The sequence below is a fragment of the Legionella qingyii genome, from assembly GCF_003184185.1.
The window spans coordinates 125,669-146,412 of record NZ_QHJG01000006.1; the positions used below are offsets into that span (position 1 = coordinate 125,669).

Here is a 20,744-nt window from a genome sequence, read left to right on the forward strand (position 1 = left end):
AGTCAGCACAATATCAACTCAGGTATTACTGTAGATAATGTGAAAAAAATCGTGGAATTATGCAAGATTGATTATACACAGGGTCTTGTACCTACTCCATCAAATACATCAAACTTTTCGAACAGTGCCAAACCAGTCATTGTAAATGACACTATATATTGGACTGGTTTTGCTGGAGTAATAGGAGCTCATCAAATTCAGCGAGATGAGTATGGTAACTTTATAGGATGTAATCAACTTTGGGTACAAAACGTAAGTACTTTAGTCGGTCTCGTTCTTCCTTTTGGGTATCTACCTTCAGTTCGTTCTTCACCAGCTTATTATGAGCGTGGTAATGGTCAGGGTACACTGCTATATACTGCTATTGATAGCATTTTTTCATTACCACCCAGTTTATGGTTTATAACCCCTCCCTTTGCAATCGCTCTTGATGCAAAAACTGGCGAAAAATTGTGGCAAATAGACTTGGTTGACCCAAGCGAGGTGGCTGTGGGAATGGATGCGGTTACACCAAGTACAACAGCAAGTCCTCGCATCTATAAAAATACAGCTTATCTTGGTTTTTCAAGTTTAAATAATGCTTTTGGTAACCTTCCGATGACTTTTAGAGGCCATATGATCGCCCTGGATTTAGGGGGGCAAGGTTTATCTCCAGATATGCCTTCAATCAAGTGGACTCAATACACTATTCCACCACGTCCGGCTAACTATCAACCTGGTACTTGGTTTGCGGGAGGTGGTGTTTGGGCTAGTGCCCCTTCTATTATTCCAGAGCTTGGTCTGGTTATTTATGGTTCGGGACAACTTTATAATTATCCAGATTTTGCTAGTGCATGTATGCAAAGACCGCAGTCGATTACCACGGCTACATTTAGTACTACGCAAAAGGGGCAAACAGGAAAAGGGGCTGCTGAATGTTTGAAAGAAGCAGAAGCTCGATTAAAGCAATTAGGAATTACACAACCACTTGCAACGAACTCTATAATTGCTTTGAACATGAAGGATGGTAGTTATGCTTGGCATGTGCCAACACAGGGGCTTGATAATTGGCAAGGTGCTTGTGGACTTAATATCGATCAACCTTGCAATGTTCCAGTTCCTGGTCCTGACTGGGATATTAGCGGTAGCTCTCCAATTGTGGCTGATCTCAAATCATTAGGTAAAGTGGTTATTTCCCATAATAAGGGAGGGGCGCTTTTTTGGATTAAGGCAGAGACTGGAAAGGTTATTAGAAAAGCTGATGTATGTGTAGGAAGCGCTATAGGGGGAACTCACTGGGGATTAAGTTACGATCCAAAAAATGAAACGATCTACGTCGCTTGTTCAGCAGGTGGAATTGTGCCTAACTTTGGAGGGATTGTAAATTATTTATCCATATTGGCGAATGGTCGGAAAACGTGTATGTCCGGTTATCTTAATGCGATTGACGCGAATACCGGGCAACTAAAATGGCAGACTCTACCTGCACGATCAGAGATCGTTGATGTCAATTCCTCTGGATGTCCCGATCAGCTTTATCCGGTCGATGAACGTTTTAAATATGGCTTAAATTTTGACATCGTAATAAAAAATAATCAGTTTAATGTACCAGTCAACGTAATGCCTAACAGCAGCAAAATTCCTTTAGCACATCAACAAAAAGCAAGAAGTAATGGTATACCTGCTAATGCGAATGACATTGTTTATTGGCCTGTCTATTATGGAACAGTGTATGCGCTAGATGCCAAAACAGGTGCCTATTTAAAGGAAATGAACTGTGATGAGGGTGCTTTGTATGTAGGACCATCTGTTGCCAAAGGTCTAGTTATGCTTGGTTGCGGTTATGGTAATTTTAATTCTGCTGATGTTGGTAAATCCATCATGGTTTATGGTTTGCCTAACATTATAACGAATCAGACCAAAAGTGCTGGATAGATCATAATTAATCTTCGATCAAGATTTGAATGCGTTATCACTATTCAAATCTTGATCCATCCTGAACAATTAAATAATTGTCATCAACAGAAGCATTTTTAGTACGGATTTAATGAAATAAATGCCTCGTGACTGTTTCTTTAATAAAAAAATAGATGAAGCCAAGATAAAAAAATAATCCCAGTATATCCTACAACAAGAACAAGCCATCTCGCTCTGCTAATCCCAGACTAAAAATAATAAGTAGTGTCGCAACGATAAATTACTTAACGGGATAGGCAAACCCGCATTAAGAGGATAGATTAGCCCAAAGGATTAGGAAATTTTTGTAGATAGAGCATTCCTAATTGGTATGAAGCATAATCTGTAATATGGCCTACATCACGATATATTGGAACGCCATTGATGTCTGCTTTGCAAATATTGTTTTCGCATTGTACTTCTTTAGGATCAATTATAATTAATTGCGGGTATTTATTTTTCATTTTATCAAATAACTGATGAAACCATGGAGCCTCATAAAAGGTAAAATCACATTCATGTGGCGCGTAGGATCTCCTTAATTTTATATGTTTAAAAACGCAATCATGAAAATTATTTTGCATTAAAGCGGTTGCGTGTATTAATACAGGTTTTGCTCCCGAACTGGTAATGATTGATAGTGCTTTATCCAAAGCTTCTTCCAATCGCTTTTTGGTCAAGATTAAAGAGCGTTGATCATCCAAATTATTTATGATGTTTTCTGACAAATAATCGGCCCATAATTGCCCAATGATGACATAATCATAATGATTACTTTGAATCATTTGATAATATTTTTGGGTTAGTTCATGGCAGAGTGTATAAACTTGATTTTTAAAGTGCCACCAGTCATAAAGATAAATATCAGGTAAGGTTAAGCAGGATGATACGGTTTGCATTAAAATGGAGACATTTGCTGCTTGCCCTAATACATCCGCAAAACCCCAATAATGATTTGAAAATGAATCTCCGATCATTAATGCGCGTTTACTATCTGATTTCTTTGCACCGGCGAGACATTGCATATTGATTTCATGCAGATGATCGGTAACACACAAATCCCTTAGAGGGTTGTTGTATTGGTCTAATTGTTGATATACGGTTAATAGCTCGCCATCAAATCGTTGAGGATACCCATGATTTTTTTTTATCATATAGTCAGTCAGGTGAAAAACAAGCATGGGAGCTAATAACAGAAGTGCCAAGGTATAACGAAATGGCATTTTCTTCCAGCGTTTTGATGGTTTTTCAATAAAACGCCAAGAGAGATAGGCTAAAACAAAAGTAAGCCCAAAAGCAGCAAATAAAATGATGGGGGTTTCTTCAATGTTTTGATATCGTAACACTGAGAAAATAACCCAATGCCAAATATAAAGCGAGTAAGACAACAGACCTATGAACACTAATGGTTTGCTGGAAAGTAATTGGCTTAAGATGTTTTTAGGGGAGCAGGTTCCTATGGCAATAAGGAATCCTGTTACACTGCAAACTGCTAATGCATCCACATCAGGGTAACCTGTTAACACGGGATTAAGTCTAGCGATATAGAGCAAGAATATTAATGCCATACCCCCCATAATACTTAAAAGATATTCATTGACTGAACGCTTCTTCATTGGGATGAATGCAACACAAGATCCCATTAAAAACTCAAAGATTCTGCTGGAGAGTAAGTAATACGTATGTGCAGGTAGCGTTCTGGCATTGTATAGGGAACCGAGTATAGCAATAAAGGTCAATCCAATTAGAATGGGAATCAAATACCTCTTAGGCGAGAAACGATGTAAAAAATAGATAAAGACTGGTAAAAGTAAATAGCATTGCCATTCTATTGAAAGAGACCATGTATGAAGTAAAGGAAGTTGATGTGTATCCGGGGAAAAATAACCGGTTGTCGTCCTGTTAAAGAATAAATTGGACAAAAACAAAGAAGTTTTGCGAGCGCTCTTGCTGTATTGCATTAAATCATCAGGTAAAAAAAACAATAAAGTTAAAGCGGTTGTCAAAAGGAGCAAACAAATAAATACAGGTTGTAAGCGCCAGAGCCTTCGATTGTAAAAATCTAAAAAAGAGAAGGAATGATTTTGGAGTGATTTATGGATGCTCCGAGTAATGAGATAGCCAGAGATAACAAAAAATACATCGACACCTATAAATCCTGAAGGAAAAAAAGAGAGTCTTGCGTGATAAATTAAGACCAGTATAATTGCAATGGCTCTAAGCCCATCAATATCGGGACGGTATTTCATGCACGTTCAAAGATAAAATATTAATGCTATCACCTTGGTTACACTTTATCTATAACCCATTGTTGGTGGGGGATTAGACTCACTGTGAATAAATTCATTTAGTTGATTCGCTATTTTTTCCTTATTGATGTATGCAGCGTCATAAGTTGCGATCAGTGGGTAGGGGGGCTTGTCTTTAAACCGTAAAGCCAGACGATAAACAATTGAGCCTTTAGAACTTTGCATTTCTTCAAGAATCACTTTATCAACGTCAGTTAAGGGAAATTTAATTTCTTCAATTTGACCCCAGAGCCCCTTGTGTCTAATTGTGACTGTTTGTAGTGTTTTATCAAATATAATGATCGCATCCTTAATTGACAGCAACAACAAACCGACTATAAAGAAAATAGCATCAAGGAAAATAAAAAGCCTATTGGCTGGATAGGGGATGTTAAAACTTTTCTCTAAGCTTGTTTTTATGTAGGTATTGATTGCATTGGCAGCAATTTTCTTACCGTGTTGGCCACTGGAGCTGCCCGCAGAAAGGTTAATAGAACCATGATCGGTATATAAATACAATGAAAAAAGAGTTCCACCTTTACTAACATGGCTAGATTCTACACGGGCCTCTCGTAATTGACCTAAAATCATCGTGCTGTGGTAAAAATTATAAATAGAGCTCTTTAGGATGCACTCATTTGCCTGATTGTATTGTTTTTGCTTACATACAATTTGATATTGCATCATAAGGAGTAAAAATCCAAAAATACATCCTAAGACTAATAAGAATCCAAAAAAACGGATTAAACGCTGCTTAATTTCTAATTGCTGTTTCTCAGTACTGATCCTGATGAGTTTCATAATCGGTTCAGCCAGCGCGATTGATTTAATAATTATTCTAGCAGTAAATAAACGCTTTTATGTTGGTGATTCAATAATTGAATATCTTAGAAGTGTTTATAATGACTCTGTGTAACGAGTTTTTAAGTCTATAGTGCTCAATTTTGTTTTGGCAATACTATTATAGTATATAGTACCAGTTCTTTTGATGAAGGATACTTAAGGATGCTTCATTTAATGAATAATGAATCAATTTCTCCTGAGGAAATGATGCACACGTTACGAGTATTTTTTGCAATTCTCCTTCCGAAGGAAACTCAGGTTCGTCTATCCAAGAGTTTAAAGACGTTACAACACATCATGCCTTCGGAATATATTCGTTGGGTCCATATAGAAAAAATGCATATCACACTACAATTTTTCGGAAACTTACCGCAAGATCAGTTGATGACTGTGACTGAAAGTGTAGGCACTGCAATAAAAAATGCACCTGCATTTCAACTTGAATTCGGTCCTATGGAATGGTTTCCCACCTTGCGTCATCCTAAGATTCTTTCATTATCTGTTCAACCCCAAGCTACTTTGGCAACGCTGGCCGATACAATCGGTAGAGCGCTAATTGCTCTAAATATTCCGATTGAAACACGCCCATTTCGCGGACATTTGACTATGGGCAGATTGATTCGGCGAGGAATGCGCTATGAGTTGTTGGAGGTAATAAAAAAAACAACTATCCCTGCAATCACAGTTAATAAGATCCATCTTATAGAAAGTAGATCAGAAAAGGGGGTGCAAAATTACTATCCATTAGCAGAGTTCAAATTAGCCTCACCGTAGCCATGCATAACATGGGCGGAGTTCTTATGCAGTACCCATCCCATCCATGAATACAATGTTACAATTACCCATAGACACGCAACAAATACTCCATGACCGCACGTAATCCCATCACTTCGCCACCTTCGGGTTTTCCGGGGGTACTTTGCTCGCTCCATGCCATGATGTCAAAATGCACCCAAGGAGTTGTCTTGGTAATGTACCGCTGGAGAAATAATGCCGCGATAATAGCTCCAGCATAAGGATAGTCACTGCAATTTGTCATATCCGCAAGAGATGAGCACAGAAATTTTTCATAAGCCACAAATAAAGGCAAACGCCATATGGGATCGGCTGCTTTATAGGATGCATCAATTATTCCTGCGGCTAAAGATTCATTATTGGTAAAAAATGCTGACATTTCAGTTCCTACAGAAACGCGAGCTGAGGAGGATAGGGTAGCGAAGTCAATCAATAGTTCGGGCTCCTCTTCACAAGCCTTTACCAAAACATCGGCTAAAATCAAACGTCCTTCGGCATCTGTATTATCGATTTCTACCGTTAAATCATTACGCATAATTAAAACATCGCCAGGTCTAATAGCATTAGGACCAATAGCATTTTCCACCACGGGAATAAGTAAATGTAAGCGAATAGGTAAGTTTCTTTTCATAATCCAGTGAGCAAGGCCTATCACATGTGCTGCACCGCCCATGTCTTTTTTCATTATTCGCATCCCGTATGGGGATTTAAGATTCAATCCTCCTGTATCGAAACAAACGCCTTTGCCTATTAGGGTGATACGAGGATTTTTTTCATCCCCCCAGATTAAGGAAAGCAGACGTGGTTGTGATTGGGCGGCACGGCCAACTGCATGAATGGCAGGAAAATTGGCCTCTAACAGTTCATCGCCAATCCATTGTTCGAATTGTGCGCTATGTTCTGCAGCTAATACCTCAACCGTATTTGCCATTTCTTTAGGTCCCATGTCACTCGCAGGTTGATTGATTAGATCACGTACTAAAAAGTGAGTTTGGGTTAAATCGATTAGATCAGAGAGCATTTGTGGCTCAACAACTAAGACTCGAGGAGATGCAGAGTTTTTTTTGTATTGTTCAAAACGATATTGTGCTAATGCCCAATATAAGGCTGCTTCCTGAGAGCAAGCCTCTTGTAGTTGGTAATGGTTTGCTGGTAATAATAAAGCGGCATGAGCCATCGCTGATATCTGATTTTCATTTCCCGTCCCAATATAGACTTTCTCTAATAAGCCATCGGAATTATGAAACAAGCAATATTCGCCGATTGTTCCATTAAATTGAGTTTGGACAAAATAATTACGCTCTACAGTGGTTAACGTCGCATTTTGATTCTGTAATTGTCTTGGCGATAATAAATAAAGCGGAATAGAGTTGACACGATTTATTGTAAAAAAATGTTCAGCGTGCATATCATGTTCTCTGGTAAATAGTGAACTGATCTTAAGGTTGATAATTAATTATCAATTCTGATTTGAAATTTGTCAAAAAGAGATGAATCACTCCTATTCAGTTCATGCAAAAAAGTGATATCACTAAAGTCAGACTCGGATTAGAATGAGTCATTTTAATCTGGAGGCAGCGCAGCGACACCCGGGTTCCACTCTTGGCACCCAGGCTTTGTACTATTCAAAAGCAAGGTTTTATTGTTTAAATCTTTGGTATAGTCCAACTAACTCCGCTTCACCGATAACATGTCCCGTCATGGCATTCAAAAGCAAATCTCGCGTTGTGCCATCTCCCAAACTTAATACTGTATCTAAAGCATATAATTTAAAATGATAGCTATGAGCAACTCCAAAAGGAGGGCAAGGGCCTCGATATCCTAAGCCACCCCAACTGTTTTTTGCATTGGCAGCTCCTGAAGGAACTGGGCTTCCAGCTTCTAATTCTATTACGGTGGGAGGTATATTAAACATAATCCAATGTGTCCAGACGCCTTCAGGAGAATCAGGATCATCTACAATCAGTGCCAACGATTGAGTTTGGGGGGGGATATCGCTCCAAGCTAAAGGAGGAGATTGATCGGCTCCTGTACACGTATATTGGTTTGGAATTAGCGAATTCATTTTAAAGAGAGGGCTTGTTATGGTGAGTGAATAGACAACGCCATTGTATTGAAATAGAGACAGCATTAAGAACAAAAGTAGAGAATATTTTTTCATTATATTTTTACTCCGACTTATCTTATTTAATAAAACAGATAATAAAGTATGGCACTGAAATCATATAGATAAGAAAGAACAAATGATATTTCAGTATTTTTTTATCTGCAATTGGGATAACTCCCAAGATAAAAATAGGGATATAAAATGGCCAATGAATGTGTTATTGACTTAATCGTGGCAAAAAAGGAAAAATCGTTTATTGTTTTTGAAGACGAGCATTTTATCGCCTTTCTGGACTCTCGGCCTCTTTTTCCCGGCCATACATTGTTAGCTCCTAAAATGCATATTAAAACATTGTATGAAGTACCTGATTCTATGGTCTCTCCTCTTTTTTTACTCACGCAAAGATTGGGGGCCGCTGTTGAAAAAGCGATGGGCGCTGTGGGAAGCTTCATTGCAATAAATAATACAATTAGTCAAAGTATCCCCCATCTGCATATACACATTGTTCCTAGAAATAAACATGATGGGCTTAAAGGTTTTTTCTGGCCGCGAACTCATTATAAGGATGAAGTGCAGATGTATGAAGTGCAAGAAAAAATTAGACAGCAGTTAGACAAACAGACAATCTAAATAGCCTTTTATTTTTTGGGGCTAGACTGCAAAACTTGAATATTGTCTGGAGTCAACATGAGTTGATGATTTTCCATTCTCTTTAAAAGGTCAATAGTATATTATTGATTTTAATCCCAAAACTGATGCAGTTCTGAGTTTCAATAATATTAGGGATAATCATGTATTTTCTCTCATTTATAATACTAGGATGGGTTACAATGACTTCTAATTTATCAGCAGCTGATACACCGCATCATGACAGTGCGTATGATTATTCATTTCATACATTACGAGGACATGAATCCCTACCCTTATCTTCCTTTAAAGGAAAGGTGTTAATTGTAGTGAATACGGCGTCAAAATGTGGTTTTACTCCGCAATACGCACACTTAGAGAAACTTTATGAAACCTATAAAGATAAGGGCTTAGTTATACTCGGAGTCCCTTCAAACGATTTTGGTGGTCAAGAACCAGGCGCTGAGCAAGAAATTGCACGTTTTTGCCAGGTTAATTATGGTGTCACTTTTCCGATGGCTGCTAAAGAAGTGGTTTCAGGAAAAAATGCACATCCTTTTTATCTGTGGGCTAGACAGAAATTAGGGTTTGGCACGGCACCAAAATGGAATTTTCATAAATATCTTATCAATCGTCACGGTGAGCTTATTGACTATTTCTATTCAACTACTTCTCCAGAAGCAGGAAGATTCATCAAGGCTGTCGAACAAGCGCTTGATGAAAAAGCGTGATTTAAGAGCGATGCAGCGGAACCTGGGATAAAAATAGATTATATTCCGAACTCCGCTGTTTGAGGTATCGTCAGGTTTATGCTGCCACTTCAATCAGGCAACATATCAGTAAGTTAAGCCGCATCATATCCTCCGGCAACAGCATTATATACTTGCACAATACTATCGAGTAATTGGGCTTTTTCTTGAATTAAACTTAACTTACTTCGATCAAGATTTATTTTTGCATTGATTACATTGCGATAATCTTTTGCTCCAGCTTTATATTGGGCCAGTGCAATCGCATATGCTTTTTGGGCTGCCAAATGTCCTTTGTGGGTTTGTAAATAAGATAAATTGTTTTTCTGCTCACTTGTAAGAGCATCATCAACATCTGCGAATGCAGAATGGAGGGTTCCCAGGTAATCATAATAAATTGCTTTGAATCCAGCATGAGCTGATTTGATATTTTGATAGGAACTGGCATTAAGCACTTTTGTTGAAGCAGCGGCTTCAGCAATCCAAAGGTTAGCACTCAATTTTAATAGTTGTGTTAAATCAACTGATGCCCCACCAAATAAACTAGTCAGGGAAATAGTTGGGAAAAAAGCGGAATAAGCGACCCCAATTTGTGCTTGCGCCATTTTCAAGTTATTTAAAGCAATCATAATGTCAGGACGATTTTTTAAAACTGATGAAGGTAAGGATTTAGGAATCAGATGGGTTAAATTTAATGAAAATAAGCTACGATGAGTAGCAATTGGCCCGGGGTTTTGATTCAATAAGAGGTGAATCGTATTCTCACTTTGTGACACTATATTCTCAATTTGGGGAATCTTTGCCTCCTCTTGGGCAATCTGTTGATCTATATTAGTGATAGTCTCGATGTTACTGGCGCCTTTTTTGAATCGAATCTGTTCGAGCTGACGTAGTTTTCGTAAATCACTACTCAGCTTGTGCTCTACTGCCAATTGCTCTCGTTGACTCAAGAGCATAAAATAAGCACCGCTCATTTGGCTAATAATTCCTAATTTTATTGACTGAGCTTGAGCTTCTTCCATCGCTAAAGAGGCCTTGGCTGCTTTAATGTTGCTAATATTATTTAATATATTGAATGTGTACCCTGGGACAAATCCGGCGTCATATCCTCTAAATCTCAGGTTGGAAAGATTTCCAAAAAAAGGAGTATTTGCCAATTGTCCTTTAGGAGTAATATGGGTATTCCAGGTCCCACCTGAAAAACCGGTAGCGCTTGCATCCAGAGTTGGGATCCAGGCATATTGAGCTGCTTTAAGTTGCGCTTGTGCTTGCTCAATTGTCGCATAGGAACTTCTAATCGTATTATTACAGGCTAGGGCTTGAGCGATAAGCTGATTAAGCTCTGGATCATGCAGCTTTTTCCACCAGGCGACACGACTTAAATCGGCTTGGTTTTTGATGTATTTTACTCCACTACGCGTACTATTCGGATAATTCACTTTTTCATGAGTAATGCAGTTTTTGCAACATCCTCCAAGTAATATGGCAAATAGATTGAGCAAGATGATTTTTAGTTTCATATTTTGGCCAATTTTAAATAAATTTAATTAATCGAGCTTTGTTCTAAATATTTTCCCTGTCAAAAGAATCAAAATAAGAGAGATCAATAAAATAGGTAAAATATTAGGGACAATTTGAACGAGTGTATTGCCCTTTAGTAAAATTCCGCGTGCAATTCGGACAAAGTAAGTCATAGGTAGGCAGTATCCTATGAACTGCGCCCACGTCGGCATGCCATAGAAAGAAAAAATGTAACCCGATAAAAACATTGAAGGTAATTGAAAAAAGACACTCAATTGCATTGCTTGCATTGGCGTTTGGGCAATGGTGGAAAAAATCATACCAACCATTAAATTAGCGATAATAAACGGAGCCGCGGCTATATAAAGCAACAAAATGCTTCCTTCGATAGGAATATGAATTAATAACTTGCCAAAAATGAGGACGCTGGTGAGTTGTAAATAACCTAATACAATGTAGGGGATTACTTTGCCCACGATGATCTCCAATGGTTTTAATGGAGTACTTAAGAGCATTTCCATGGTACCGGATTCTTTTTCAGAGGTGATGGCAGTTGAAGTCAGCATCCCCATGGTTATCGTAAGCAGTACACCAATTAAGCCAGGAACGATATTATAAGAACTTGTGTTTGATTCGTTATAAAGTCGGTGGATGGTGAAATTAATGCTTCTATCCAAATGCGTTGGCGAGGGGGAACCTAAACCTTGTTGATTGAATGTATTCAAGGTTTGATTCAATATGGGCAGCGCATTGCTGAGAGCACTGGCACTGCTTCCAGGATCTGACCCATCGATTTCAACCAGTAACTGGGGATTTTCTTTACGAATGTACTTCCGAGTAAAATCGGGAGGAATGGTAAAAGCGAAGCTTATTTTTCCATTCGCGAAATCTTCATTCTTCTTATCTTCATTTAACAGTTCGTTAGATACTTTAAAATAGCCTGAAGCTTCAAGTGCGCTGATGTAGCCTCTAGTCAACGGTGAGTTATCGTAACTGATGATCTTAGTGGGTTGATTTTTTGGATCGAATTGTATTGCATAGCCAAAGAGAATGAGTAGCATAATCGGTAAAATAACTAGCATCGCAATGGTGCCGTGATCGCGAGTAATAAGAATAAATTCTTTATGTATTAAACCTGTAAGACGAGTTAGGGATATTCCTTGTAATAGATTTTTATAGTTCATCGCATTAATCCGATAAAAACTTCTTCAAAAGAAGGTTTGATCTCTTTAAATGAAAGACCGCTGTTTTCTTGAATGACTCGATCCAATAAGTCATGATCACGTGATGAAATTCGCAGTTCATTATTTACAATTGAAGCTAATAGTTTTGGATATAGAGCAAGCAATTTTTCCATTAATTTATGTTGCTCTTTTCTATGAACATGAATTAAATATGTTTGGACTTTAGATTGGGGAATTAAATCTTTTGTGCTGCCTGTATACAAGAGTTTCCCTAAATTAATATATGCCAGATCGGTGCATTTTTCGGCTTCGTCCATATAATGGGTGGTTACCAGAATTGTGGTACCATCACGTGAGGAAATCTTATGTAAATAATCCCAGAAGTCTTTACGCGCTTTGGGGTCAACCCCTGCTGTAGGCTCATCCAAAAATAATAATTGAGGTTTATGAAGCAAGCTGCAAGCTAGGGCTAAGCGCTGTTTCCATCCGCCGGATAAATTCCCTGCTTGTACTTTTTGATAGTCTTCAAGGCCGAGTTCCTTAATCATTTCTTCTATTACTTGAGCCGAGTTTTGTAGCTGAAAAATATCAGCAATAAAGCGAAGGTTTTCATAAACAGTCAATCCCGTATAATAGCTGAATTTTTGAGGCATATAGCCGGTCCGCTTTTTTATCTCATCGCTTTGGGCTTTAATATCATATCCAAGGCAAGACCCTTCTCCATCTGTGGGAGTTAAAAGACCACAGATCATTCGAATGGTTGTTGTCTTGCCACTACCATTTGAGCCAAGAAAACCAAATATGGATCCTTTTTCTACTTGTAGGTTAATGTGATCCACTGCGACTTTGTTATCGAATTTTTTTGTTAATCGTTCCACCTCAATTGCAAAATCACTCATCAAGCTAACTCCAAGGTAACCGGTTGCCCGAGATGAATTTTTTCCAGATCAGGGGAGTCAATCTTTACTTCGATTCTGAATACAAGACGTTGACGCTCCTCGCGAGAGTAAATAATAGGAGGGCTATATTCAGCAATATTTGAAATAAAGAAAATATGACCTTCAGCAAAATGCTCATTGTGATCGGAATTAATCTTAACGCGCGCATTAAGGCGCAATTGATCAAGTTTTTCTTCAGGAACGAAAAATATAGCTTTGATATTATTTTTGGTAATTAAGGAAAGGACAGGAGCACCTGCTTGAACAAATTCACCCTGTGTATAATAAGTATCAAATATTATTCCTAACTCTGGTGCAAAATTTTCCTTGCGTGTCATCTGCCATTTTTTATCAGCAGTATTAACCTGATTGTTCTTGATTTTAAAATCAATATCATTAAGTTGTTCTTTTGAAATGTTTAAATCTCTTTGAGCGGCATCAAGATCATTTTGGCTTGCTGCATTTTGCTTACGCATTTCCAGGGTACGCCGATAGTTGATTTCATTGTAGTTGAGTTGGGTCAAAATTTGTTGACGTTGAGCAAGTAGATCCTTTTGGGTTAGTTTGCTCATTTCGACATTATAAAGTTCACTGGTTTGCTCGAGCTTGAATAAAAATTGATTATTTTTGACTAACTGCCCTTTTAATACGGCTAAATCGGTCAGTCGTCCTCCAAAATCAGCAGACAAATAGACAAGATCAGTATCAATATATCCACTAAATGTATTATTTTCTTTTTCGCAGGCTGTGAGCAGGAAAAGAGTAAAACCAACGAGCAGTAACTTATACATTTCAAACCCATCCTGAGTTTTATTGCTTAAACTGATATGCAATCTTAAGGCATTTAAGCTATGTATAATAAGCCTAAGAGTTCTGTGTGTCAAAAGTGACAATTAACCAAGCGGATACTCACATATAATTCTTGTCTGTTATGAAATTCCATTTGGGATTGATCGAGTAACATAATCAATCCCATGTATATGGGCAAACTCATGGATCTTAATTACTAGATAAATAATTTATAATTCTCTTCATCAGTTGCTGAATGCATGCTTTTAAAGCATTCTGTAGCATCCTGAGGTGAGCTTATTGTAAATTCTTTTTGAGGGAAGAAAAGCCCGGCATTGAACTTGATATTCATTTTATTTAACGAAGCCTGAGTATTGCTTTTACTTTCAAAAAATGACTCCATTTTTTTGGAGAATTTTAGGCTATTTTTTTCCAGAGCTTCAAGCCTTTCGATTTCTTCCTTGAGGGATGAGTGTCTCAATCGAGTAACCACCATTTTTATTGCTAATTTTTTGAGCTCTTGAAGCATGAAATTCTGCATATTATACTGATGATCTTGATAGTTGTTATATTGATCAGGAATTACTTCTGGTTTAAAAACATCATCCATTTGCGTTTTCATTTGCGTATCTGACATTCTTGGAGTAACTATTTCAGCAGTGAATTGCTTTTTATGTTCTTTAATTGCTTGTTGATAATTTTTTCTTGTTAGGATTTCAGCAATAATAATACCTAGAGAAAAAATATCATGGTCTTTTTTGTAGGGTTGTTGATTGTCAATACTACTAATCTCAGGATCTGTATAACCTTCGGTGCCACAAAGCTCTTTGATTTCAGAGTCTAAAGGAACAGCATCTCCAAAATCGATTAGACGTATCTTTATTTCTCCACTTTTAAGGCATATTTTAATGTTTGCAGGTTTTAGATCTCGGTGTGATAATTGAAATTTTTCATGAAGCTTTAATACTTCTTTCATCAGATTAAGTATTATCTTATATTGTAAATCAACACTAAGATTTTTTTTGCTTAGACAATGACTCGAGTAGATATCATCTTGCGAAACCCCATCATCAATAACATAGAGAAAATGCAATAAAGTATCTCCAGGAATTCGTTTCATAGCTATAGCAAACTCGCCTTCTTTTAATTTATAACAGCCATAAAACCATCCTCGCTTTGTTAGATTTTCAATTTCGATGTCACGTACTTTAGCCGTTACTGCTGAGTTAAGAATTTTTACTGCAAGAAGATTTCGGTTGATTAAATCATATCCTTTAATTACTTTGTTAGCACCGCATCCCTCAATTTCTTTTCTATTAATTAAAATAACAGTCTTCTCAGAGAGCACCCTATTGTTTTTCATGTCCCTGTGAGGCGTTACAATAAGTTGCAAGTCAGGCCGATCTTCATCATGCATGACATGAATGTTATTATCTATCTCTTTTAAGTAAGTTTTTGCAAAACTGAGATATTGTTGAAAAATCTCCTTACTTATGGGGAGTTGTTCAAGAAAATCATTGCTTTTGGGTGATTCTTTTATTTTGACATGAGTGCTTGGATGTGATTTTTGGCGTTTTGGTGAATATCCTCCAGCGCTACTTCCTGTAAGTAACCATCTTGGACTACCAGAGTTTCTTCGTGCAGGAGAGAGTGACGTTGTTTGGGGCTCACTTGATTTTGTTAACGTCGTACATCGTGGACTACTAGAATTTCTTCGTGCAGGAGCGTGTGACGTTGTTTGAGTCTCGCTTGATTTTGTTAACGACGTACTTCTTGGACTGCCAGAATTTCTTCGTGCAGGAGAGTGCTGCATTGTGTGAGCCTCACTTGATTTTATTGTCGCCGTTTCAGATGTATTTTTTGGTGATTTTTGTTCTTTTGGGTACTCTTCTTTTTTATGTCCATCTAAATTAAGCCTCAATTTTTTATTCAGTCCGGAATTTTTTCTCATTGAATGGTTTTGGGGGGGGCTATGTTCACATGTATTTGTTGCCTCAATGGAGCTGTTTTGCTCTCTTTCGTTAATCGATGATGGAATAGCAGTATTTTTATCTGCAATTGTTTGTTTACCTACAATAACGGTCTGCTCCAGTTCAATATCAAGTAAGTGTTTTGTTAATTCGAACAATAACAATGTTTTTATATCTGGCGTAATCGTGCTGTCTTTCAGAATAGATTCTTTTAATTCATTTAACAGGGATTCTTTAATTTGGGCTACTGCATCTTGTTCTAGCATTTCTTGAATTTCATTAAGGCTTAACATCTTTGAATTTCCATAAGTATCAATATGTCCTGTTTTCAATAAACGGGATCATATTTAAAAAGTGAATCATATGATTTTTTGGCATTTTATAAGCAATTTTTATAAAATTTGCTACTTATTTTTTTATCAATATGCATAGAGCAGATTGAAGCCACTTGCTATTTGAGCCGGGTAATTCCTATTACTAACAAGAACTGGGCGGCGTAATAGAGAAACATGATTAAAATAGCGGTTAGCTTATTAGCCGGCAGTACAAATAAGTCTAATGACAAAACAAAGTCTGAAAGTAAAAAAAGACATGCCCCTGTGCGTATCAACAATGCTTGCTGTTTTACTTGAAAGGAACAAAACACCATTAAGGTCAGCAGGCATAAATAAGCAGCTACTGGTTTTTTCATTTCTTCGAGATATGGAGATAAAAAGTAAAAGCTTATCAGGACAAAGACTAAAATTGGTAAAAAGGAAAGCAAGTTTTTTCTTTGAAATCGCATGTTCTTTAAAAATATACTAATAAACATGCAATGTGATCCCATAAACGCCAGGATGCCTAGTTGCAATGCAACCTTTATTGGAAAAGTCAAAAAGATATCACCAATTAGTGAAAATCCTAAGGCACAGAGTAATAAGATTTTTACTTGTCTTTGTGGATTGATTTGAACAGTAAATATCATCAACAAAGCAATGGGAATTGCTTTGAGGAAGGTGGTCAAAGGATATTGAATAACAGAGAGTAACAAAAGATAAAGCATCATACTGAACAAAATAAAAAGTATTGTTATTTTAAAAGGCTGTTCTAGCATATAAAAATCCTTATTATTCAGTGATCTTTAGTCCTTTCAGTATACATACTCTTTGCCGTCCTCCTCTAAATTTTTTGTTTATTTAGGAAAACTATGGTTTAATAAAGAGCTTGTTGTCTTAATTGAGATCTGTTTATGAAAAAATTAATCTTACTTCTACTCATTACTTCTATTTTTTCTGTAGGCCATGCCAGCAAGCTTAGTAAATTTTTAAAACAAATGGATGAAGAAGATAGGGCTCGTCAAGAAAGAGAATGGCAACAAGATATGAATTTCGGTGATTTCTCGTTTCGATTAGATAGGCGGTATACCGATGATCATGGACAACGTTGTCGCGATTATAAATTTAGATCTCGCAGTAATCCTTTTCGCCATGGGTATTATACCGTCTGTGATGAACGCTAGGTTTTAACAGATTTGCAGGAGATAAAGTATTATGATGCTTTTTCTCCTTGTAAGTAGTGGATAATTCCTTAATATTCTGATGGCCAATTTTATGAATTAAATGGAGAAATCCATTCCATATTCTACAATAACATCATATAGACCTAAATCTTGCTGTGGAGATGCTTCAATTTTAAGGATGCATTTATGAGTAAGTCTATGATGATGCTTCTTCTCTTAATATGTACTTCTTGCGATTATGCCAATATTGCCAATGATATCTTATTAAGTAGAACATCAGAGCAAAAAACACAAATTCTAAGTGGTATTATCAACGCAGCAGGCGAGCCGTGTATTGCTTTTGAATCATTTTATCAGGGTATTGATCGCAATGATGCAGCCTATTGGAATATCGCATGTTCCAATGGGCAGTCATATGTCATTCAAATCGCAAATGACGCTGCCGCGACAACAACAATAATTCAATGCAGTGCGATGAAATCATTAGGTACCCAGTGCTTTAAGCGATTTGGTTATTAGCTGAGCATAAGATCTGGATATACGAGCGAACTATTTACAATAGATTGACAGGATAAATATTAATGGAGTTGAACGATAGCTGGTTGTATACTCCATAAGATGAGAAATTAATTATATTAGTGAATAAAAAAAGGATTTTTTATGGCGCAAACAGTAGAACATCGTGTTATCAATTTAATTGCAAGAACCCAAGAAATCCCACCTGAAGAAATTGATTTGGATCAATCAATCGACCAAGTTGTTCCTCGTTCTCTGGATTTAGTTAATTTATTCTTTGACTTAGAGGATGAGTTTGATCTTGATATTCGTAACGACATCCATAAGGAAAAGACAATCCGTGAAATAGCACTTGATATTAAACAATTAATTACGAAAAAAAAACAAGTGTAAATTGCTCCATTTTAATAAATAGATTAGTACCATTTTAAAAAGGAAATTTATTCCTCTTCATAAGAAAAAGAATAATAAATCATAAAGTTATTAACTAATATTATTTTACACATTTACTCATTGTTATTGTTCTAAATAAAATTTAGAATGCCTTTTTTATTTATGAGTAGACTAAAATGTCATCAGTATTAACAACTTTAGGATTAATAGACGAACTTCCTTATACTTCAATGTCTCAATTGGGTATTGACAGTGATCTTAATAAACTGCAATTGGAGTCCCAAATTTATTTTACTATTGCAAAAGGAGCTTATGCAGCTGATAGTAATATACTCGGCGTTACTATTAGAGAAGGGCAGCAGTTCCAAATTCCTGCTCATACCGATTTTTTAAAGCGATGTACTGCGCTGGTAAGAGAAAAATCCACACAACTCAAGAGTATCGATCAAAAAATCATAGGAAGTGTTGTCTTTGGTGTCACCGCAAGCGCCTTGTCGTTTCTGCCGGTAATTGGTTTTTTAGGTTGGATAGGCTGGGGGGCAGCTGCTTATTTTATCAACCAGCGTGCTACTGCATATACTGAATATCACGAATCTTTAGCTCTTTTAGTGAGTGTATGTAATTGGAGTCTTGGTGAGGGTGAGAATAAACGTAAATGCGGTGTTCGTGCTTTGACAACGAATGAATCAATACGAGATATGATGGCAGTGCTTTATCCTGTTCTTACTGAAAAGCAAGTAAAACATCTCATTGCGGATGATATTGAGTGTGAATTTACTCTAGAATTACAAGAATATGAGAAAAAATTTCAAATAGGTTTCGATCCACATCGATTCTTCTCTAAAACAGATGATACGATTGCGCTAAGTAAAAAAGGTGCGGAATTTAGCCGTTGCATTTACGGTTATAATAAAGGCGGTGTTACTGATTTTCTTGATGCCATTGTCTCGATCCTTCCCGATTTATATAGAGCCGCACTGTATGGTTGTCAAAAACTACAATATTGGTGGCAAGAGAAGGGGCACTCCTCAGAAATAGAAGAGGCTGATGATTCGCAAACCGCTGTCCTTCCAACTAAAAAATAGATAGTCCTGACTCACCCTAAAGTCACGATATTATCCTCGGACTTTAGGGTAATATTATTTAATATAAGCTTTTGTTTTTCTGGATGGGAAGAGATGAGCTATTATTTTTCCATCTCACTGATATTATTAGATTTAGATTCTAAAGTTTAGTTATTGCGCGTTAGGAAATGGGAGCTTCATGATTCGAGAATAATCCGCTCGTCTGTTTAAATGATATGACTGCAACATGATTATGAGGAGAAAAAATGGAGCTTAAGATAGAACAAAGTAACGATGCAGATATTTTTATCTACGCTAAAATGGAGCCTGGTGAAACTAATAAGATGCTTTTCTCTAAGGTAGAATGGCTAAATATTCAGTCTGATTTCTCAAAGATCACCGAGCTACAACAAAATGGCGATAAATTATGGCTAATCCGTGATAGTCGAGTTGATGGCTTGCTTACAGTTCAGTCGCTTAGCTGGGATAAAGAATTATCACTATGGGGAATTAACGAACCTCAGCGCTATATGTTATCCAATTACCAAGGATGGGTTGTAAATAATTTTCCTTCTGAGAGCGACATGTTTCTTGCAGTTGTTGATTCAGTGGGTGGCTTTATCGATATGACGGATGAAAAAGCAAAACCTCATCTTCCTGGATTATTAAAAATTCTCTCTGAGAATGGATATCATGTAGAAAATAGAATTAACCCAAAAGTTGGGCAGCAAACAAAATTAAAAGGATACACAAGCTACCATATTGATGTATCGAAACCCAAACAAGAAGTTGTGGGTTCAAAACTGGAAGCCACAGTAGTTACTTTACCCGAAGGAATAATTATTGCGCTTACTTGCCCGATTACGATACTAAAGACGGGGCAGATGAACGTAATGAAAGACCCAGTGACACAAGTTAGTGATGGTATTTCCTATGAGCGAGACTATTTATTGGAAAAATATCCTGATTTGAAAGAAGGAACCGATTTTTATCCAAATATTAAACTAAAAACAATTATTAACTATATTTCTGCAACTTCTCTGAAGCCCGAAGAATATTGGGCTAAATTACAGAAAGTTGATGAGGATATTAAAGATCCTATACTTTCTGAGACTATGAACGATCCTGTTTTAAGCCCCAGTGGGCATTCCTACGAGAAAAAATCTATAGAGACGTGGATGAAAAAGAAGCAACTTGATCTGCCGACGGTGAGTAATATAATCCCAATTCCTGATCCAATGACCCAGCAGAACATTAGAGGTAAGCATCTTGTTCCTAACAAGAATTTAATGCTATTTATTAAAGCTTGGCCAGCTTTTTATGAGGACCAAGAGTTCAAATTGGCAATAACACTTTCCACAAATCTTCTATCATAAGTACTACTTTTCACCCGGATGAAAAGTGTATCAATCATCTATTAATTATTCTTCATTTGAAACAATTAATGTTTGAATGAAGAATTGTTCTCAAAAGGCTGTATTTATCTTCGCGCGGTTTTTTATGTTATAGTTTTTATGGTCATTTTAT

General features: G+C 36.9%; 19 protein-coding genes. 9 read left to right on the top strand and 10 right to left on the bottom strand.

The window, feature by feature from the left end; genetic code table 11:
- Positions 1-39 precede the first annotated feature (39 nt).
- Complete coding sequence (locus tag DGG96_RS05105; RefSeq protein WP_110141877.1) at positions 40-1,914, top strand: PQQ-binding-like beta-propeller repeat protein; 1,875 nt, start codon at positions 40-42, stop codon at positions 1,912-1,914.
- A 302-nt stretch (positions 1,915-2,216) separates the two neighbouring features.
- On the opposite strand, the gene DGG96_RS05110 is transcribed toward DGG96_RS05105, so the two are convergent.
- Together DGG96_RS05110 and DGG96_RS05115 are read right to left on the bottom strand one after the other, a co-directional pair.
- On the bottom strand, positions 2,217-4,184 hold the full coding sequence (locus tag DGG96_RS05110) for an acyltransferase family protein (protein WP_110141878.1): 1,968 nt from the start codon (positions 4,182-4,184) through the stop codon (positions 2,217-2,219).
- 45 nt (positions 4,185-4,229) lie between these two features.
- Positions 4,230-5,024, bottom strand: coding sequence for a hypothetical protein (locus DGG96_RS05115; protein ID WP_110141879.1), 795 nt, complete (start codon positions 5,022-5,024; stop codon positions 4,230-4,232).
- Positions 5,025-5,228: 204 nt separating this feature from the next.
- Here DGG96_RS05115 and thpR point away from each other — a divergent pair, with 204 nt between their 5' ends.
- Positions 5,229-5,840, top strand: coding sequence for an RNA 2',3'-cyclic phosphodiesterase (thpR, locus tag DGG96_RS05120; RefSeq protein WP_240610439.1), 612 nt, complete (start codon positions 5,229-5,231; stop codon positions 5,838-5,840).
- A 64-nt stretch (positions 5,841-5,904) separates the two neighbouring features.
- Here the strand turns inward: thpR and DGG96_RS05125 are convergent, their stop codons facing one another.
- Positions 5,905-7,269, bottom strand: a complete 1,365-nt coding sequence (locus DGG96_RS05125) for a M17 family metallopeptidase (RefSeq protein WP_110141880.1) — start codon at positions 7,267-7,269, stop codon at positions 5,905-5,907.
- Positions 7,270-7,500: 231 nt separating this feature from the next.
- Positions 7,501-8,022, bottom strand: coding sequence for a YbhB/YbcL family Raf kinase inhibitor-like protein (locus tag DGG96_RS05130; protein WP_110141881.1), 522 nt, complete (start codon positions 8,020-8,022; stop codon positions 7,501-7,503).
- Positions 8,023-8,169: 147 nt separating this feature from the next.
- Between DGG96_RS05130 and DGG96_RS05135 the strand changes: the two genes are divergently transcribed.
- Positions 8,170-8,598, top strand: coding sequence for an HIT family protein (locus tag DGG96_RS05135; protein WP_110141882.1), 429 nt, complete (start codon positions 8,170-8,172; stop codon positions 8,596-8,598).
- Positions 8,599-8,798: 200 nt separating this feature from the next.
- A complete protein-coding gene (locus DGG96_RS05140) occupies positions 8,799-9,326 on the top strand; it encodes a glutathione peroxidase (RefSeq protein ID WP_110141883.1) in 528 nt (175 codons plus the stop codon).
- A 113-nt stretch (positions 9,327-9,439) separates the two neighbouring features.
- Here the strand turns inward: DGG96_RS05140 and DGG96_RS05145 are convergent, their stop codons facing one another.
- From DGG96_RS05145 to DGG96_RS05170, 6 genes are all read right to left on the bottom strand, one after another.
- Positions 9,440-10,864, bottom strand: coding sequence for a TolC family protein (locus DGG96_RS05145; protein WP_110141884.1), 1,425 nt, complete (start codon positions 10,862-10,864; stop codon positions 9,440-9,442).
- 27 nt (positions 10,865-10,891) lie between these two features.
- Entirely contained in the window at positions 10,892-12,049 is a 1,158-nt protein-coding gene (locus DGG96_RS05150) for an ABC transporter permease (RefSeq protein WP_110141885.1), read from the bottom strand.
- Positions 12,046-12,948, bottom strand: a complete 903-nt coding sequence (locus DGG96_RS05155; RefSeq protein ID WP_110141886.1) for an ABC transporter ATP-binding protein — start codon at positions 12,946-12,948, stop codon at positions 12,046-12,048. Before DGG96_RS05155 ends, DGG96_RS05150 begins: the two co-directional genes overlap by 4 nt.
- A complete protein-coding gene (locus DGG96_RS05160) occupies positions 12,948-13,778 on the bottom strand; it encodes an HlyD family secretion protein (RefSeq protein WP_110141887.1) in 831 nt (276 codons plus the stop codon). Before DGG96_RS05160 ends, DGG96_RS05155 begins: the two co-directional genes overlap by 1 nt.
- A 215-nt stretch (positions 13,779-13,993) precedes the next feature.
- On the bottom strand, positions 13,994-16,039 hold the full coding sequence (locus DGG96_RS05165; RefSeq protein ID WP_110141888.1) for a protein kinase domain-containing protein: 2,046 nt from the start codon (positions 16,037-16,039) through the stop codon (positions 13,994-13,996).
- A 158-nt stretch (positions 16,040-16,197) separates the two neighbouring features.
- Positions 16,198-16,839, bottom strand: a complete 642-nt coding sequence (locus DGG96_RS05170; RefSeq protein WP_110141889.1) for a lysoplasmalogenase — start codon at positions 16,837-16,839, stop codon at positions 16,198-16,200.
- Positions 16,840-16,974: 135 nt separating this feature from the next.
- On the opposite strand from DGG96_RS05170, the gene DGG96_RS05175 reads away from it, so the two are divergent.
- The 5 genes from DGG96_RS05175 to DGG96_RS05195 all read left to right on the top strand — a co-directional run bounded on the left by DGG96_RS05175 (position 16,975) and on the right by DGG96_RS05195 (position 20,593).
- Positions 16,975-17,244 carry a hypothetical protein gene (locus DGG96_RS05175; protein WP_110141890.1) on the top strand — a complete coding sequence of 90 codons (270 nt, stop codon included), beginning with the start codon at positions 16,975-16,977 and terminating at the stop codon, positions 17,242-17,244.
- A 186-nt stretch (positions 17,245-17,430) separates the two neighbouring features.
- On the top strand, positions 17,431-17,763 hold the full coding sequence (locus DGG96_RS05180) for a hypothetical protein (protein ID WP_110141891.1): 333 nt from the start codon (positions 17,431-17,433) through the stop codon (positions 17,761-17,763).
- Between the two features lie 141 nt (positions 17,764-17,904).
- Positions 17,905-18,153 (top strand): acyl carrier protein, encoded by a 249-nt coding sequence (locus tag DGG96_RS05185; RefSeq protein ID WP_110141892.1) that lies wholly within the window; start codon positions 17,905-17,907, stop codon positions 18,151-18,153.
- 176 nt (positions 18,154-18,329) lie between these two features.
- The gene (locus DGG96_RS05190; RefSeq protein WP_110141893.1) at positions 18,330-19,238 is read left to right on the top strand and encodes a hypothetical protein; all 909 of its coding nucleotides are present in this window, start codon (positions 18,330-18,332) and stop codon (positions 19,236-19,238) included.
- A 245-nt stretch (positions 19,239-19,483) separates the two neighbouring features.
- Positions 19,484-20,593 carry a U-box domain-containing protein gene (locus tag DGG96_RS05195; protein ID WP_110141894.1) on the top strand — a complete coding sequence of 370 codons (1,110 nt, stop codon included), beginning with the start codon at positions 19,484-19,486 and terminating at the stop codon, positions 20,591-20,593.
- Positions 20,594-20,744 lie beyond the last annotated feature (151 nt).

Excerpts from the sequence above, each read along its gene's own strand:
- DGG96_RS05110 (WP_110141878.1), bottom strand. The coding sequence starts at position 4,184 with ATGAAATACCGTCCCGATATTGATGGGCTTAGAGCCATTGCAATTATA.
- DGG96_RS05115 (WP_110141879.1), bottom strand. The coding sequence starts at position 5,024 with ATGAAACTCATCAGGATCAGTACTGAGAAACAGCAATTAGAAATTAAG.
- thpR (WP_240610439.1), top strand. The coding sequence starts at position 5,229 with ATGCTTCATTTAATGAATAATGAATCAATTTCTCCTGAGGAAATGATG.
- DGG96_RS05125 (WP_110141880.1), bottom strand. The coding sequence starts at position 7,269 with ATGCACGCTGAACATTTTTTTACAATAAATCGTGTCAACTCTATTCCG.
- DGG96_RS05130 (WP_110141881.1), bottom strand. The coding sequence starts at position 8,022 with ATGAAAAAATATTCTCTACTTTTGTTCTTAATGCTGTCTCTATTTCAA.
- DGG96_RS05135 (WP_110141882.1), top strand. The coding sequence starts at position 8,170 with ATGGCCAATGAATGTGTTATTGACTTAATCGTGGCAAAAAAGGAAAAA.
- DGG96_RS05140 (WP_110141883.1), top strand. The coding sequence starts at position 8,799 with ATGACTTCTAATTTATCAGCAGCTGATACACCGCATCATGACAGTGCG.
- DGG96_RS05145 (WP_110141884.1), bottom strand. The coding sequence starts at position 10,864 with ATGAAACTAAAAATCATCTTGCTCAATCTATTTGCCATATTACTTGGA.
- DGG96_RS05150 (WP_110141885.1), bottom strand. The coding sequence starts at position 12,049 with ATGAACTATAAAAATCTATTACAAGGAATATCCCTAACTCGTCTTACA.
- DGG96_RS05155 (WP_110141886.1), bottom strand. The coding sequence starts at position 12,948 with ATGAGTGATTTTGCAATTGAGGTGGAACGATTAACAAAAAAATTCGAT.
- DGG96_RS05160 (WP_110141887.1), bottom strand. The coding sequence starts at position 13,778 with ATGTATAAGTTACTGCTCGTTGGTTTTACTCTTTTCCTGCTCACAGCC.
- DGG96_RS05165 (WP_110141888.1), bottom strand. The coding sequence starts at position 16,039 with ATGTTAAGCCTTAATGAAATTCAAGAAATGCTAGAACAAGATGCAGTA.
- DGG96_RS05170 (WP_110141889.1), bottom strand. The coding sequence starts at position 16,839 with ATGCTAGAACAGCCTTTTAAAATAACAATACTTTTTATTTTGTTCAGT.
- DGG96_RS05175 (WP_110141890.1), top strand. The coding sequence starts at position 16,975 with ATGAAAAAATTAATCTTACTTCTACTCATTACTTCTATTTTTTCTGTA.
- DGG96_RS05180 (WP_110141891.1), top strand. The coding sequence starts at position 17,431 with ATGAGTAAGTCTATGATGATGCTTCTTCTCTTAATATGTACTTCTTGC.
- DGG96_RS05185 (WP_110141892.1), top strand. The coding sequence starts at position 17,905 with ATGGCGCAAACAGTAGAACATCGTGTTATCAATTTAATTGCAAGAACC.
- DGG96_RS05190 (WP_110141893.1), top strand. The coding sequence starts at position 18,330 with ATGTCATCAGTATTAACAACTTTAGGATTAATAGACGAACTTCCTTAT.
- DGG96_RS05195 (WP_110141894.1), top strand. The coding sequence starts at position 19,484 with ATGGAGCTTAAGATAGAACAAAGTAACGATGCAGATATTTTTATCTAC.